This window comes from Erysipelothrix inopinata, from assembly GCF_014396165.1.
Classification (GTDB): domain Bacteria; phylum Bacillota_I; class Bacilli_A; order Erysipelotrichales; family Erysipelotrichaceae; genus Erysipelothrix; species Erysipelothrix inopinata.
On sequence record NZ_CP060715.1, the window covers coordinates 1868525 to 1884382 of the forward strand.

13 protein-coding genes are annotated in these 15858 nt (G+C 37.9%); 2 read left to right on the forward strand and 11 right to left on the reverse strand.

Annotation, left to right across the window (positions count from 1 at the left end; genetic code table 11):
• Positions 1–4 precede the first annotated feature (4 nt).
• The 7 genes from dnaJ to H9L01_RS09105 all read right to left on the reverse strand — a co-directional run bounded on the left by dnaJ (position 5) and on the right by H9L01_RS09105 (position 6078).
• Positions 5–1096: a molecular chaperone DnaJ gene (dnaJ, locus tag H9L01_RS09075; RefSeq protein WP_187533639.1), complete on the reverse strand. Its 1092-nt coding sequence runs from the start codon at positions 1094–1096 to the stop codon at positions 5–7.
• 21 nt (positions 1097–1117) lie between these two features.
• Positions 1118–2923 carry a molecular chaperone DnaK gene (dnaK, locus tag H9L01_RS09080; protein ID WP_187533640.1) on the reverse strand — a complete coding sequence of 602 codons (1806 nt, stop codon included), beginning with the start codon at positions 2921–2923 and terminating at the stop codon, positions 1118–1120.
• A gap of 13 nt (positions 2924–2936) precedes the next feature.
• Positions 2937–3491, reverse strand: coding sequence for a nucleotide exchange factor GrpE (grpE, locus tag H9L01_RS09085; RefSeq protein WP_187533641.1), 555 nt, complete (start codon positions 3489–3491; stop codon positions 2937–2939).
• On the reverse strand, positions 3469–4506 hold the full coding sequence (gene hrcA, locus H9L01_RS09090; RefSeq protein WP_187533642.1) for a heat-inducible transcriptional repressor HrcA: 1038 nt from the start codon (positions 4504–4506) through the stop codon (positions 3469–3471). Before hrcA ends, grpE begins: the two co-directional genes overlap by 23 nt.
• Positions 4507–4819: 313 nt before the next feature.
• A complete protein-coding gene (locus H9L01_RS09095) occupies positions 4820–5164 on the reverse strand; it encodes a hypothetical protein (protein WP_187533643.1) in 345 nt (114 codons plus the stop codon).
• Positions 5165–5251: 87 nt separating this feature from the next.
• Entirely contained in the window at positions 5252–5614 is a 363-nt protein-coding gene (locus tag H9L01_RS09100; RefSeq protein WP_223151021.1) for a TM2 domain-containing protein, read from the reverse strand.
• Between the two features lie 44 nt (positions 5615–5658).
• Positions 5659–6078 carry a DUF2752 domain-containing protein gene (locus tag H9L01_RS09105; protein ID WP_187533644.1) on the reverse strand — a complete coding sequence of 140 codons (420 nt, stop codon included), beginning with the start codon at positions 6076–6078 and terminating at the stop codon, positions 5659–5661.
• A gap of 64 nt (positions 6079–6142) precedes the next feature.
• Between H9L01_RS09105 and H9L01_RS09110 the strand changes: the two genes are divergently transcribed.
• Together H9L01_RS09110 and ggt are read left to right on the forward strand one after the other, a co-directional pair.
• Positions 6143–7333: a hypothetical protein gene (locus H9L01_RS09110; RefSeq protein WP_223151022.1), complete on the forward strand. Its 1191-nt coding sequence runs from the start codon at positions 6143–6145 to the stop codon at positions 7331–7333.
• Between the two features lie 9 nt (positions 7334–7342).
• The gene (gene ggt / locus H9L01_RS09115) at positions 7343–8956 is read left to right on the forward strand and encodes a gamma-glutamyltransferase (RefSeq protein WP_187533645.1); all 1614 of its coding nucleotides are present in this window, start codon (positions 7343–7345) and stop codon (positions 8954–8956) included.
• A 56-nt stretch (positions 8957–9012) separates the two neighbouring features.
• Here ggt and H9L01_RS09120 read toward each other — a convergent pair whose 3' ends face one another.
• The 4 genes from H9L01_RS09120 to H9L01_RS09135 all read right to left on the reverse strand — a co-directional run bounded on the left by H9L01_RS09120 (position 9013) and on the right by H9L01_RS09135 (position 15803).
• Positions 9013–9852, reverse strand: coding sequence for a CbrC family protein (locus H9L01_RS09120; protein WP_187533646.1), 840 nt, complete (start codon positions 9850–9852; stop codon positions 9013–9015).
• Between the two features lie 106 nt (positions 9853–9958).
• The gene (gene ppdK / locus H9L01_RS09125) at positions 9959–12556 is read right to left on the reverse strand and encodes a pyruvate, phosphate dikinase (protein ID WP_187533647.1); all 2598 of its coding nucleotides are present in this window, start codon (positions 12554–12556) and stop codon (positions 9959–9961) included.
• A 106-nt stretch (positions 12557–12662) separates the two neighbouring features.
• Entirely contained in the window at positions 12663–14972 is a 2310-nt protein-coding gene (locus H9L01_RS09130; RefSeq protein ID WP_187533648.1) for an HAD-IC family P-type ATPase, read from the reverse strand.
• Positions 14973–14984: 12 nt separating this feature from the next.
• Positions 14985–15803 carry a LicD family protein gene (locus tag H9L01_RS09135; RefSeq protein ID WP_187533649.1) on the reverse strand — a complete coding sequence of 273 codons (819 nt, stop codon included), beginning with the start codon at positions 15801–15803 and terminating at the stop codon, positions 14985–14987.
• Between the last annotated feature and the right edge of the window lie 55 nt (positions 15804–15858).

The following is a 15858-nucleotide window of genomic DNA, read 5'->3' on the forward strand; positions in this document are numbered from 1 at the left end:
TGCATCACTTAAACGCCTTCTTAAAACGGTCAAAGACGGAATCACCTTTCACTTCTCTTAGTTCTTCATATTGTTCACGTTCTGCACGTGATAATTTTGTTGGAACTTCAAGTTTTACTTCTACATATTGATCACCTAAGCGACCTGTTCTTAAATCTTTAACACCTTTTTCACGCAATCTAAATTTAGTATTTGGTTGCGTTCCAGCAGGCACTGTTAATTTCACATCACCATAAGCTGTAGGAACATCAATTTCCGTACCCAATGTCGCATCAATAACTGATAACGGCACTTGAATATGAATATCATTACCTTCACGTCTAAAGTGTTTGTGAGTACCTACGATTATTTCGATAAATAGATCCCCATGAGGGCCACCATTAATACCACGATCACCTTTACCAGCAACACGTAGTTGTTGACCAGTAACAATACCAGCAGGAATCTTAATATCTACATTCACTTTCTTAGTATTGTATCCTTTACCATGACACTCAGAACACTTCTTGGTAATTGTTTTACCTTTACCACCACAATCAGGGCATACTGTTTGTGATTGGAATGTACCAAATGGTGTTCTTTGTTGCGTTACAGTTTGACCTGTACCACCACATCGCGCACATGTTTTGATATCATCTTTGCTGTGTGCACCTGAACCATGGCATGTATGACACTCCTCATCGACATTAAGTTGAACCGTCTTTTCCGCACCAAAAATTGATTCCATAAAATCAATTTTCATGCTCATAAAACGATCTTGACCTTGTTGAGGCGCGTTAGGATTACGGGATTGTCCACCGCCGCCGAAAAACGAGCTAAAGATATCGCCGAAATCATCGAAACCTCCGCTGAATCCACCAGCTCCACCATTTTGGTCGAATGCTGCGTGACCGAATTGGTCATAAGTGCCACGTTTTTGTGAATCACTTAATACATCGTAAGCTTCCTGTACTTCTTTAAACTTAGCTTCAGCACCATCCTCTTTGTTAACATCAGGATGGTACTTTTTAGCTAAGGAACGATACGCTTTCTTAATTTCAGCATCGGTGGCAGATTTACTGACTCCTAATACTTCATAATAATCTTTTTTTGCCATAATCTACCTCCGCTAAAGCAATTAGTTCTTTTCTTCAAATTCTGCATCAACTACTGTATCATCTTGGGATGCACTTTGTCCAGCATCACCTTGTTGAGCAGCTTGTTCATACATTGCTTGTGACATTGCTTGAGCAGCTTGTTCAAGAGCATCAAGTTTTTCTTTTAATGTGTCCATATCATTTGCATCCAATGCTGCTTGAAGTTCGTCACGTAATTTTGTAACTTCTTCTTTTTGAGCATCGTCAATTGGTGCTTCTTCACTTGATAATGTTTCATCAATTTGGTGAATGAATTGTTCTGCACGGTTCTTTAATTCGATTTCTTCTTTAACTTTTGCATCTGCTTCAGCATTTTCTTCAGCTTCGCGAACCATACGTTCAATATCTTCTTCACTTAATCCTGAACTGTTTGAGATAGTGATTGATTGTTTCTTACCTGTACCTTTATCAGATGCAGATACGTTTACAATACCGTTTACGTCAATATCAAAGGTAACTTCGATTTGAGGAACACCACGACGAGCTGGAGCAATACCATCAAGTTTGAAGAGTCCTAATTCTTTGTTATCTTTTGCCATTGGACGTTCTCCTTGAAGAACGTTAATGTCTACTGCTGGTTGGTTATCTGCAGCTGTAGAGAACACTTGTGATTTTGATGTAGGAATTGTAGTATTACGTTCAATAAGTGTTGTCATCACACCACCCATTGTTTCAATACCTAATGACAATGGTGTAACGTCTAAGAGTAATACGTCTTTAACATCACCAGAGATAACACCACCTTGAATTGCAGCACCCATTGCTACAACTTCATCAGGGTTTACTGATTTGTTTGGTTCTTTACCAAGTTCTTTTTTAACTGCTTCAACGACTGCAGGAATACGTGTTGATCCACCAACTAATAATACTTGATGAATATCATTACGTGTTAGTCCAGCATCTTTAAGAGCTTGACGAACAGGAATTAATGTACGTTCTACAAGTGATTTTGTCATTTCATCAAATTTAGCACGTGTTAATGTTGTTTCTAAGTGTAATGGTCCTGCTTCACCAGCTGAGATAAATGGTAGTGAAATTGAAGCGGATACTGTAGCTGATAAATCTTTTTTAGCTTTTTCAGCAGCTTCTTTTAGACGTTGCATAGCCATTTTATCTTTGCTTAAGTCAACACCGTTTTCTTTTTTAAACATGTCTACAAGGTAATCAACGATAATGTGGTCAAAGTCATCACCACCAAGTTCGTTATCTCCTGCTGTAGATAATACTTCGAATGTTCCATCAGCTAGTTCTAGGATAGAAACGTCGAATGTACCACCACCAAGGTCAAATACTAATACTTTTTGTTCTTGATCTGTTTTATCGATACCAAATGCAAGTGCAGCTGCTGTTGGTTCGTTAATAATACGTTCTACTTCAAGTCCTGCAATTTTACCTGCGTCTTTTGTAGCTTGACGTTGTGCATCATTGAAATATGCTGGAACAGTAATAACTGCTTTGGTTACTTTTTCTCCAAGATATTCTTCTGCATATGATTTCATGTATGAAAGAATCATTGCTGAGATTTCTTCAGCTGTATAATCTTTTCCTTCAAGTGTAATTTTTTTGTTTGTACCAATTAAACGTTTTACTGAGATTGCTGAGTTAGGGTTTGTAACAACTTGACGTTTTGCAGCGTCCCCAACAATACGTTCTCCATTTTTAAAACTTACTACAGAAGGTGTTGTACGATTTCCTTCTGGGTTTGTAATAACTTTAGCTTCTCCGCCATCCATAACAGCAACAGCTGAGTTTGTAGTTCCTAAGTCGATTCCAATAACTTTACTCATAATATATATCCTCCTATTGGCTTACTTTAACGAGACTTGCTCGTAAGATACGATCTTTTAACATATAACCTTTTTGAAGTTCTTGAACCACAATATTAGGTTCAACGCCTTCAATTTCTTCCATCATCATTGCTTGATGGATATTGGGATCAAATTCATGATTCAATGCCTCAATTGGTGTAACACCTTCTGATTTTAATGAATCCATTAATTGATCATAAATCATTTGGACACCTTCGCGGAATGCTTCATCCGAAGTTTCTTGCGAGAGTGCGCGTTCCAAGTTATCAATCACTGGCAAAATACTTAATGCAAAGGATTGAATTCGGTATTTCCGTGTTTGTTCATGTTCTCTTTGAAGACGCTTCTTAAGATTTTCTGTATCTGCAAATGCCTTCAAATAGTCATTTTTTAGCGTTTCAATTTCTTCTTTTAACTTTTTATTTTCTTGTTCTAGTGAATCTTGAGAATCTTCTGTTTCTACTTCAGGTTCACAATTTTCATCAAGGACTTCCTCGACCACAACTTCTTCAAGTTTTTCGTTGTCATTTATCTTCTTGTCGCTCATCCTGACCACCTTTCCCATATACTTCTTCAACCATCTCTGAAACATAGTTCATGAGTGATACGACACGACCATATTCCATACGGCTCGGTCCCACAACCATTAATTGATGTTCTTCATCATCAATCGTTGTTAATTTACTGGATACAACAGCCATATCATCAAGCCAGATCATTTCACTATGTTCACTGGATTGTAATGGTGTATGTTTATGGCCTTCAGAAATTTCACGCCATAACTGACTGTTTTCTAGCATATCCATCAATTGTCTTAATTTACCTATATTCTCAAACTCAGGTTGATACAACATGTTCTTCTCACCACTGAGATAGACTTCATCTTGAGCAAACTTAACGAATGCATTTACGAATGCCTCAAACAATGCTTCATACTGTACAAGTCTTGCGGATAAGATAGGTCTTAAACCTTCCATCTTATCAACGATTTCTGAAAGCACTGTTCCTTTAAGACGCTCATTTAAGATTGAAGTACATGACTCAATATCCTCAACGGTAACTTCTGTTTCAAAGTTGAAGATACGATGCTCTGCATGACCTGTTTCAGTTACAAAGACTGCCATTGCACTTAACTCGTTTAATGGAATCAATTGTACTGAACGAAGTTTTTCATCCATAGCACTTGGTCCTAAGACAACCGTTGTTAATTTCGTCATTTGAGATATGATATCACCACTCTGACGGATTGCTTCTTCAATACCCAAACGTCGATCCGAGAAAATTTGAGCAATGGCTAATTCAACAGCCTGATTGCTTTCATCTTCCATGAGATGTTCAACATAGAATTGATATCCTTTTGTTGAAGGAACACGACCACTCGATGTGTGTGTTTTCTCAAGAAGCCCAATTTTTTCCAAGTCCGACATTTCATTTCTTATCGTTGCAGACGAGTAAGGTAAATTGAATTTATCAATTAACGTCTTTGAACCAACCGGTTCAGCAGTATTAATAAACTCTTGAACAATCGCTTTAAATATCTCTATTTTGCGCGGTGTCAACATAGTTTCTCGCCTCCTAGAAAGCACCATTTTCTGTGCCTAATAGTATTGTATAATAATCGTTTAGCACTGTCAAGGGTTTAGTGCTAAAAGTGAAAAATTATCTTCTATTCACAACTCAATCGACTTCCACAAATAGAAAAGAGCACCTAAATGGTGCTCAATCTACTGAGATGAATCTTTCAATAAAAATATACCCAGAATCAAAATAAGAATTCCTGTGTTAATATAGAAAGCTCGAATTTGATTTTGAGACAAGAGCAAGACAGACATCGTCACACCGTAACTTATTAAAACAATCGACTTATGAATCATTTCAATAAAATTTCCGATACGTTCCTAAGTAATTAACGACAAATGCCGCACCCAGTCCTACGATACCCGAAAATATCGGTCCACCCATTGTATTCGCAATATTCATGATACTACCACCCACATTTCGAACAAGTAACCCTTTCCCAGCATTTAAATATTGGAGTGCATAGGGGCTCGTTTTACCTAGAGTTCTACTTATTGTATTCACAATGGTATAAACAGCAGCACTTTTTTTAGCCAGACCATAAAGGTTTTTTCCTAAAATTGCGGCATCAAAGCCTCCCCCAATCTCAATCATTTCTTCATGTCCCAGCAGGACAGCATTACTTGGGTACACTAAATCCATTAAATCTTCCTTCCTTTTATGTCACACCTCTAAGTACGCATGTCCTCATAGGTTCCTAAAAAAAAAGAAGTTGCATTCAACTTCTTACTATATCATCAATAATTGGTTCAAATTATAATCACGTACACGGCCTTGAATTTGGAAAATATCAATCAACCAAAGTAAACCACACAGACCACCTGTTACCAACTTAAGTAATCCCATTCCGATATCTCCCATCAAGAATCGATCCAGCCCAAACTCACCAAAAAATATTGAGACAATTAACATCATCGTCGGATCTTTAAACTGCATAGACATTGCAAAGAGAAATTGATGATCCGTCATTCCCATTAGTCGATTGTGAACAAACGGAATTTGTGCGTTATCAAAATACTTTCCGTTATTCATTAAAAACATACGGACTTCACGTTCGCGTAAATCACGCATTGTATCGTTAGATTCAGTCATAGAAACACTCCTTCCGTTTTTATAAGTATATTTTATCACGCTCATTAAGGGATGTATAGAAATATGGCTCTATAAAGAAATACGACAACAAAAACAGTCGTTAATATAAAGAGTAACTTTTGGCTTCGTTTCGAATTTATCCAATCCGCAAGAACCATTACATACAAAGGCGCTAACCAAAAGAGTGGATGAAAGTATAAAGCATCTGAGATGTTTAAATTCAAAAAGGAAATCCAAGCACGACTCATTCCACAAAAGGGACATGGAAGATGAAATACAAACCGACTTAAACATCCGATTTGCAGGATATTAATGACCCCTACAAAAATCAAGGCCAGAATTACGAACTCTCGATTTTTTCGAGTATTCCAATTCTTAAATGCATTCATGATTTGACCACCTTTCGTTGTAATTGTTTTCACACCCTCTGAAATATTTACATATTTACCTGAAAACTGTTTCACTTTGTGTTAAATTATGTTACCATCTTCAACATAGAAGGAAATTATATATTAAGGAGTGATTTATATGGAAGTTTTTATGAACAGCTTTGTCATCGACAATAGCTTCTTCTATTTTACCATTATTATGATGGTATTTGCGATTGGAGATTGGGTTGGTATTTTATCAAAAGCCAAGATTTCATCAGTATTTGTGGTAATGCTGGTATTTCTTCTTGGTTTCATGTTTGGTATCTTTCCAGAAGATATCGTGGAAAAGGCAAAATTAACGCAACTTGCGAGCATGGCTGCAGCCATCCTTATATTCCACATGGGAACCATGATAAATCTCAAACAATTGATTGCGGAATGGAAAACAGTAGTTACAGCAGCATTATCCATGGTGGTTGTGGGTCTTGCATGTTTATTATTAATCCCAGTTATTGGTAAAGAAAACGCAATTGTCGCAATTCCGGTATTAAATGGCGGTATTATTTCGACACAAATTATGTCCCAAGCAGCAACACAAGCTAATTTAGAGATAGCTGCTGTGTTCGCAGCCATACTTTATGCCGTAAAGAAATTTGCCGGATCGTATCCCGCATCCTTTGTCGGTATGAAAGAAGCAAAATCAGTACTTAATGATTATCGAAATAATCCAAAACAAACAGTAGCTAAAGAGAACATGACTGAAAAAGCAGGATTCGCACAAACACATGAACGTTATTTTACTGATTTCACGTGTCTAATGATTAGTGTTTTATTCGCTTGGTTATCGGTCTCCCTTAACAAAATATTCCCAAGTATTAATTATTCGCTTTGGGCACTCGCTTTCGGAGCAATTCTCGGATATAAAAAATGGGTTCCAGCCAAGATACTCGAAAAAGGAAAATCATCCGGATTTTTCTCAATGTTAGTGTACGTCTCAATCCTCCCTTCCCTTGCAAAGGTTAAACTCTCGGATTTGGGAACTCTTGGTTTTTATATCGTTATTACACTCGCTGTCACAATTCTTGTTCTTTACCTCGTCTTCTCTGTACTTCCGGGATGGAAATTGGTTAAGTCCAAGCACCTCGCATTTGGTATTTCTTTATGTCAATATCTTGGTTTTCCCGCAACATACTTGATTGCTCAAGAAATATCAAAATCAGTTACAGATGATGAAACAGAACAACAAGTTGTCTTGGATCATATTATGCCAAGTTATGTTGTTGCTGGTATGGCTACGGTCACAACTTTATCGATTGTTGTCGCAAGTTTCTTAGTTAATTATATTTAGGAGGTTATTATGAAATTTGATCCATATATGTATCGTTACCCCTCTCGTAGAAATCTCGTTTACGGAAAAAACGGGATGGTAGGTAGCGCCAGTCCGCTCGCATGTCAAATCGGATTGGATATTATGAAAAAAGGTGGTAATGCCGTTGATGCGGCGATAGCAACCGCTGCGGCACTCACCGTCGTTGAGCCCTCTGGAAACGGAATTGGGGGCGATTGCTTTGCAATTGTTTGGATTGAAGGCGAAATGTATGGCCTCAATGCAAGCGGTGCTGCTCCCTTGAAAATGACCTCTGAAGCCATCCAAAGTAAAGGTTACAAAGAAATTACAAAGTTTGGTTTGGATCCTGTATCCGTACCAGGTGTTCCAAGCGGCTGGGCTGCTTTATCAGAACGCTTTGGCAAGCTTCCCCTAAGTGATGTCTTAGAACCCGCTGCAAAATTAGCCGAAGAAGGCTTCCCAGTATCTGTGAATGTTTCCCGATTATGGAATCGTTATTATAAAATATATAGCAATGCATTGAAAGACTACCCTGTACTTCAAACATGGTTCGATACTTTCTGTCCGAATGGGCATCCCCTTCAAGCTGGTGAACTTTTCAAATCAGAAGGACATGCGAAAACACTTCGTGAAATTGGCGCTACAAACGCCGCATCATTTTATACAGGAGCAATCGCTGATGAAATCGATGCATTCTCACGTGAACATGGAGGTTTCATTCGCAAAGAAGACCTTGCAAACCATCAAGTAGAATGGGTTAAGCCTCTCAGCGTAAATTATCGTGGCTACGATGTATGGGAACTCCCTCCCAATGGCATCGGAATCATGGCCCTTATGGCACTCAACATCCTTGAAAATTTCGACTTGAAAGGTAAAGAAGAAACAGATACCTATCACTATCAAATCGAAGCGATGAAACTTGCATTTTCAGATGGTATGGCTTATATTGGTGAACCTTCATCAATGCGCGCTGATGTTGATACACTAATTTCCAAGGAATACGCAAAACAAAGAGCCGCCCTTATCCAAGAAGGTGAATCCTTGACGCCAAGTCCTGGTGAGCTTGATAAAGCAGGTACTGTATATTTTTCAACCGCTGATAAAGATGGCAACATGGTTTCGTTTATTCAAAGTTGCTACACCGGGTTTGGTTCAGGTGCAGTAGTCCCAGGATACGGCATTAGCCTCCACAATCGAGGCTGTCAATTCACCCTTGAACCCAACCACCCCAACGAATTAAAACCCGGTAAACGTCCACTTCATACCATTATTCCTGGATTCATTACCAAAGATAATCAACCAGTCGGACCTTTTGGTGTTATGGGTGGCCCCTTGCAACCTCAAGCACATATGCAGGTCGTAAGTAGTATGGTTGATTTCCATCTTAATCCTCAGGATGCATTAGATGCTCCTCGCTGGCAATGGGTTAGTGGTAAAAAAGTTCAAGTTGAACATGCACTTCCATTTCACATCACCGAAGCATTGATGCGACGAGGTCATGAAATTGAAGTCCTCAATGAAACAATCATGTTAGGTAGAGGTCAAATAATCATCCGAAACAAAGACGGTGTTCTTGTCGGAGGAACCGAACCAAGATCTGATGGATATCTTGCTGTCTGGTAACAATAAAAGCTGTAGTGAACTTAATATCATTCACTACAGCTTTTACTTTGTATGTTTTAACTTGCATCAACCCAAAGATGATATTTATGACACTTTAAGCAACGAAACAGATAACCACAAAGATGACCATCCTTTGTAAGATAAGGTCGAATATCTTCATATTCATTTCGTCTTTCATAAGCTTCAATAACTTCATCCGCGATATCCATGTCTTCTAACTCTTCAGTTCCGACAGTTCCTAAATAAGCACAATAATCATCACAGCACGTCAACCAGTTTTCTCCTTGCCAACTAATATAACCTGGAGTTCTTTCAAATAACTCGCTGTATTTCTCTTTATCGATCAGCTCATTGGATTCTGCACTTTGAGAAAAAGTAGCCTTATATTTTAAGGCAGCAGTTCCATCCGCAATACACCCAGGACAAATATGTTCAACATTCTCAATGCAGTAAGGCATACTCGAATAGATTACCATCGTTTCTTTGGTACATGCCGGACATACTTCCGACTCATCAAGTATTTCAAAAGCACCTGTTCGTAAAGGATTGGGATGATATTTAAATGTTGGAATCTGGTAACGCAAATTTTTGTTCTTTATTTCCTCTTCTGTCTCGATGTACTTGGACAGAAGATTTCCATAATTTTTGTTCAAACCTGCAATTTTCGTATACGTCTTCATATTGCTTGTATCTTGTTTATTTATAGTCTTTCCAAGCAACTTATATGCTGAGTGATACATCTTCAGGGATAAATAAGTATTATTGAGTGTATCGTTATCTGTGCCGTCAAGTTCCAATTCATCCTTCAATCGCGATAATTCATAATAAACATCAACTTTTGGAGAATGCGTTTCAAGTTCTTTTACTAACTCTAAGTACCGATTTTGAAACGTCATAGATTTTTCCTTCTTTCTTTTATTTATACTATTTTACCGTTTAATAAAATTGACTGCAACGACTCTAGATTTTTGAATCAGAGTTTTAATTGCAGTCAATTAAATGTTATTTAGTTTGTGCTACACAAATTCGAGCAATTGGAACTCTAAACGGTGAACAAGACACGTAATTAAATCCCAACTTCTTAAAGAATTCGATAGAACGTGGATCACCACCGTGCTCACCACAGACACCAATTTTAATGTCAGGTTTTATTGAACGTGCTTTATGATAAGCAAGCTCAATGAGTTGCCCAACACCTTCAGTGTCTAACGAAGCAAAAGGATCCTTTGTAATGATTCCCAATCGATCATAATCTCTTAAGAATTCACCGGCATCATCACGAGAGAATCCAAATGACATTTGAGTAAGGTCATTGGTTCCAAACGAAATGAAATCAACACTTTTCGCAATTTGATCTGCCATGACACAAGCTCTTGGTAACTCGATCATCGTTCCAACACGATAGTTGAGCGATAACTCATGCTCATTAATAATTTTATCTGCTAATTCACGAATTCTCATCGCTAGGAAATTAAATTCTTTCACATCTCCTACTAGAGGAATCATGATTTCAGGTTGCACATCGTAACCTTCTGTTTTCTTCACTTCTAGTGCAGCTTCAATAATAGCCCGTGTTTGCATCATCGCAATTTCAGGATAACTAATAGCAAGACGGCAACCACGATGACCCATCATTGGGTTATATTCGTGTAAAGAACGAATGACAGTTTTAATATCAGATACCCCCATTGACATGATACTTGCCAATTCCTCAATTTCTTGAGTTGTCGTTGGCATAAATTCATGAAGTGGTGGATCGAGATAACGAATGGTTACGGGTAACTCTTTCATGACACTAAAGATATCTACGAAGTCTTGACGTTGAATTGGCAAGAGTTTTTCGAGTGCTTTTTCACGTTGAACTGTCGTTTGACTGAGTATCATTTCGCGCATAGCACGGATTCGATTCTTTTCAAAGAACATGTGTTCTGTTCGAATAAGACCAATGCCTCGTGCACCGTATTCCAATGCTTTTGCAGCATCTTTTGGTGTATCCGCATTTGTATATACTTTTACGGTAGCCAGTTCATCTGCCCATGTAAGTAATGTTTTAAACTCATCCGACAAGAGTCCTGGTTGAGTTCCAATACGTCCTTCATATACAAAGCCTGTGCTACCATCAATGGAGATAAGATCTCCTTCACGATAAGTTTTACCTTTTATGATTGCTGTTTTATTTTCTTTGACCGCAACTTCACTACATCCTACAATACAAGATTTACCCATACCACGCGCAACAACTGCTGCATGAGATGTCATCCCACCTCGACTTGTAAGAATACCACTTGATACATGCATTCCTTCAATATCTTCAGGAGATGTCTCAAGACGCACAAGGATACATGGTGTTCCCTTTTCAAAGTATTTAAGCGCTGTAGTTGCATCAAATACAATGGCACCACTTGCAGCCCCTGGTGATGCAGGAAGCCCCTTCGCAATCATATCCGCAACTGACAATGCTTTCTCATCAAATTGAGGATGTAATAACCCTTCAAGGATTTGCGTATCCAATTGGTTAATCGCTTCTTGTTTGGTGATAATACCTTCCTCAACCATATCGTAAGCAATCTGTACTGCCGCTTGAGCTGTACGTTTACCATTTCTTGTTTGCAACATAAAGAGTTTTCCTTTTTCAATCGTAAACTCCATATCTTGCATATCACGATAATGATGTTCTAATTTTTGAGATAAATCATAGAATTCTTGATAAGCTTCTGGCATTGTTTTTTCAAGTTGATCGATAGTTAATGGCGTATGAGTTCCTGCCACAACATCTTCACCTTGAGCATTAAATAAGAATTCACCATAAAGCATCTTCTCTCCGGAAGCAGGGTTACGTGAGAAAGCAACACCCGTTGCACAACCTTCCCCCTTGTTTCCAAAGACCATTTCCTGAATATTTACAGCCGTTCCCCACGATTCAGGAATATCATGCATCTTACGGTAATAAATTGCACGAGGATTATTCCATGAACGGAAGACAGCTTCAATAGCTTCCATTAATTGTACTCGTGGATCTTGAGGGAATGGTTCATTTGCATGATACTCATATATAACTTTATAGCGACGTACAAGTCCCTTTAGAGCATCCAAATCCAAATCATGATCCGAGTCAATGCCTGTTTCTTTTAAAACAAACTCTAATTCTTGATCAAAATATTTCTTATCAATCTCTTTCACAACATCTGCATACATCTGAATTAAACGTCTGTATGAATCAAATGCTGTTCTGGCATCATCTTGCGCCATAACTTCCACAACGTCATCAGTTAGTCCTAAATTAAGGACAGTGTCCATCATTCCAGGCATGGATGCACGTGCACCACTTCGAACTGAAACTAATAGAGGATTATGTGTTCCCCCAAATTGCTTGTTAGATACTGCTTCCAAGCGTGCGAGTTTTTCAAATATTTCTTTTTGAATACTCTTAGAAATTACTTTGTTTTCTTTGTAATAATCATTACAAGCTGCAGTTGATACAGTGAAACCTTGAGGTACAGGAAATCCTAATTGCGTCATTTCCGCTAAATTTGCGCCTTTACCACCAAGGACATCACGCATTGCTGCATTACCTTCACTAAACATATACACAAATTGCATAGATTTTTATTCCTCCTCTATACGAACATTATACATGTAAGCGCTTTACGTTGTGTGAAATCGTGAAGAAAAAAGTAGAAATCATCGTGATTCCTACTCCAGTCATTTATTGAAAATAATTCTTTGTTTTAAGATAAGATTCAAACACTTTATGATATAACAACAAGATTACAGTACTTAGCGCTGTCAGTGCAATACATAACTGTGTTTCAATTGGATTAAGGTGTACGAGCATTAACTGACGATAGAAGACGTAACAAACACTAATCAAGCAAAAGCTAGATAAGAGAAGGACTCCGACACGCTTAAGATCCATTGGATGGAACGCACGTACTACTAACATAAATGATAAGTACACTGTTACAAAGTAAATCATTGTATGTCTTACGGGTAGTGGCAATGGTAAGAGTAAGATGATGACAAATAAGGTAGCCATTGTCATACCATTTGGAATAATATTCCGACATATTTCTACCATAATATTGCCTTTAGGTTTCGTATAATTACTTTCAAATGTCACAAACGTTGATGGCATTCCTTCTACAAACATACTCATTACTGAAATTTGTAGTGGTGTAAATGGATACGATGTATTCATTACGATTGATACGATGGCTAATAAGAATGTAAGTAACGTTCCAAGATAATACATTGACGCCGATCGCGAAATGTTATTTGTAACGAGTCGCCCTTCCATGACAACATCAACCATTGTTTTAAATTCGTTATCTAAGAGAATGATTTGCGCTGCTTGGCGGGCTGCTTCGCTACCGCCACCCATGGCGATCGAACAATCCGCTGAACGAAGCGCAAGAACATCATTAACCCCATCTCCTACCATCGCAACACGTTCTCCATTTTTCTGAAGAAGCTTAACCATAGTTTGTTTTTGATATGGTGAAGCACGACCTATAACATTATAGTTCATAACAGCATATTCTAATTCTTCATCCGTAGTACACTCACTCACATCATAAGCACGGTGCCCATTGATAATTCCTGTTTTAGAAGCGACAGCGGTAAGTGTCTTAATGTTGTCTCCCGAAATAACTTTAACGATGACTTCATTGTTTTTAAAGAAGTCGAGTGCATCATACACATCTTCACGAATTGGATCCGATATGATGATAACTCCGTAAGGTTTGAGACTTGTTGGTTTATCTGTTGAACGGATAAACTCAGGAGTGAATGCCAATAAAAGCACTCGAGCACCCTGTGATTGATAGTTTAAAGCTTCATCAGGCAGGATGTAGTTCGGAATTAAAAATTCAGGCGCTCCAACAAAGATAGTTCCTAAATCATCAAAGCACATGGAACCCCATTTTCTTGAAGAAGAGAACGGTGTCGTGTGTGATGGTTCAGATGTATGATCTGTTTCCACATATTTCTTCATCGCAAGGGTTGTGAAGTCTGTATCACGGGTGTTGCTCATATATCGTGACATCATATCACTGACGGACTCTAAAGATTCAACATTGATAATCTTCTCGACTGCCATTTCGCCCTTTGTTAACGTCCCAGTCTTATCAATACATAGGACATCAACTTTCGATAATGTTTCAATTGAGTATATTTCCTGAACAAGCGTTCGCTGTTTTCCTAATCTGAAAACACTGACTCCAAACGACAGGCTCGTCAAGAGAATAAGACCTTTTGGTAAAAGTCCCAACAATACAGTCGACGTTGATAACACTGTGAATCGAAGGCTTTCGCCACGAATGACCATAGATTGGAACACAAGAATGATACCAATTGGGAGAACTATACGAACGCACCAACGTGTGACACGCATAAATGCTTCCATTAATTCCGATTTAACAGGTTCATGTTGTCGTGCTTCAACGGTAATCTTTTGTGCAAAGGAATCCTTACCGACACGAACAACCTGAGCGACACATGTTCCTGATGTCACAAAGCTTCCCGATAGCAGTTCAGAACCAGGGTATTTCATGACAGCTTCAGACTCTCCAGTAAGGAGTGACTCATTCATTTCAACATTGTCTTCAACGACAACAGAGTCTGCTGCTACTTGATCTCCAATTTGTAAATAAAGATAATCACCCAACACCACTTCTTCCGGCGATATTTTTATCAGTTTACCATCACGGATAACTTTTGTATCAGCCGCAATTAAGATATTTAGATTTTCAACGATTTTCTTCGATCTAATTTCTTGATAGGAACGAATCCCAATGTTCATAATAATAACATTGAGAAAGAATACAGATAAATATTCTTGAACCGCGATTAAGAATCCTGCAATGATAACATTGTAAAGATTGAACAGATTAAAAGTATGACCCAATACAATTTGCAGGTCACTTTTATTTTTCTGTTTGGGAATGGTATTAACATGTCCCAAATCAATTTGTTCTTGTACTTGTTGTTGCGTTAATCCGCGATGTTTTGATTCCATAATTTCACGATCCTATAGTTTAATATCATCAATGTGTTTGGGTTTACGTGCTCTTTCAGGTGGTAACTCTTCGTAGTGTTCACCATAATTCGCAACTAAAAATTCATGTTGGTTACCGGGTACAGGAAGGACATGTCCTTCAAAGACACCGTCTACCGGAGGGAAATAATCTGTGAATTGAATGCGTCGATCTTTAATACCTTCATACGGCCATGTAATTGCAATGGCAGCATAAGGTGAATTTGCTTTCTGATTCTTGTCATTGTAGCGACGCGCTCTATTAACATAGTGACGTTTTAATGCGACGGGATTAATCCCAATGTTTTCAATGAAAACAAGCAATCCCATCAAGAAAATGGAGTAAGCAATTTTTGATTGTTGAACCCATTTCTTTGTAGAGACATGCGAGATAATAAAGATATCAATAAATAATCCATCTCCATCACATTTATTTCGAAGTAAGTAATTTTGTTCTTTGATGTAAGTACCCTTCATTCTAAATTTTAATGCAGGGATAGTTACATTATAACGAGTGTCATTTTCAAAACAGTGATAATAATATGAACTTTCATCCGTTATTTCTTCACTCAAAGCAATTAAAAGTTTGTCGTAGTTTTCGTAGTCCATCATAACATCTACATCATCATCCCAAGGAATAAATCCTTTATGGCGATGTGCTCCAAGTGCTGTACCATAACCAAGTGAATATTCAATATCATGTTTTTTACAAATTGCATCAAAATCCAAGAGAATTTTCAAGATTAATTCTTGAGTATCTCGGAGCATTATTTTGCTTCCGTCTTCATTAACTTTTAATACATAATCTTCCATACATTACCCTCTAATCGTTTCTATTATATATAAATTTATTCACTTATTTCTTACA

Coding starts and splice junctions, on each gene's coding strand:
- H9L01_RS09110 (WP_223151022.1), top strand. CDS start 6,143: ATGGAAGTTTTTATGAACAGCTTTGTCATCGACAATAGCTTCTTCTAT.
- dnaJ (WP_187533639.1), bottom strand. CDS start 1,096: ATGGCAAAAAAAGATTATTATGAAGTATTAGGAGTCAGTAAATCTGCC.
- H9L01_RS09130 (WP_187533648.1), bottom strand. CDS start 14,972: ATGGAATCAAAACATCGCGGATTAACGCAACAACAAGTACAAGAACAA.
- H9L01_RS09120 (WP_187533646.1), bottom strand. CDS start 9,852: ATGACGTTTCAAAATCGGTACTTAGAGTTAGTAAAAGAACTTGAAACG.
- hrcA (WP_187533642.1), bottom strand. CDS start 4,506: ATGTTGACACCGCGCAAAATAGAGATATTTAAAGCGATTGTTCAAGAG.
- H9L01_RS09135 (WP_187533649.1), bottom strand. CDS start 15,803: ATGGAAGATTATGTATTAAAAGTTAATGAAGACGGAAGCAAAATAATG.
- grpE (WP_187533641.1), bottom strand. CDS start 3,491: ATGAGCGACAAGAAGATAAATGACAACGAAAAACTTGAAGAAGTTGTG.
- ggt (WP_187533645.1), top strand. CDS start 7,343: ATGAAATTTGATCCATATATGTATCGTTACCCCTCTCGTAGAAATCTC.
- H9L01_RS09095 (WP_187533643.1), bottom strand. CDS start 5,164: ATGGATTTAGTGTACCCAAGTAATGCTGTCCTGCTGGGACATGAAGAA.
- dnaK (WP_187533640.1), bottom strand. CDS start 2,923: ATGAGTAAAGTTATTGGAATCGACTTAGGAACTACAAACTCAGCTGTT.
- H9L01_RS09100 (WP_223151021.1), bottom strand. CDS start 5,614: ATGACTGAATCTAACGATACAATGCGTGATTTACGCGAACGTGAAGTC.
- ppdK (WP_187533647.1), bottom strand. CDS start 12,556: ATGCAATTTGTGTATATGTTTAGTGAAGGTAATGCAGCAATGCGTGAT.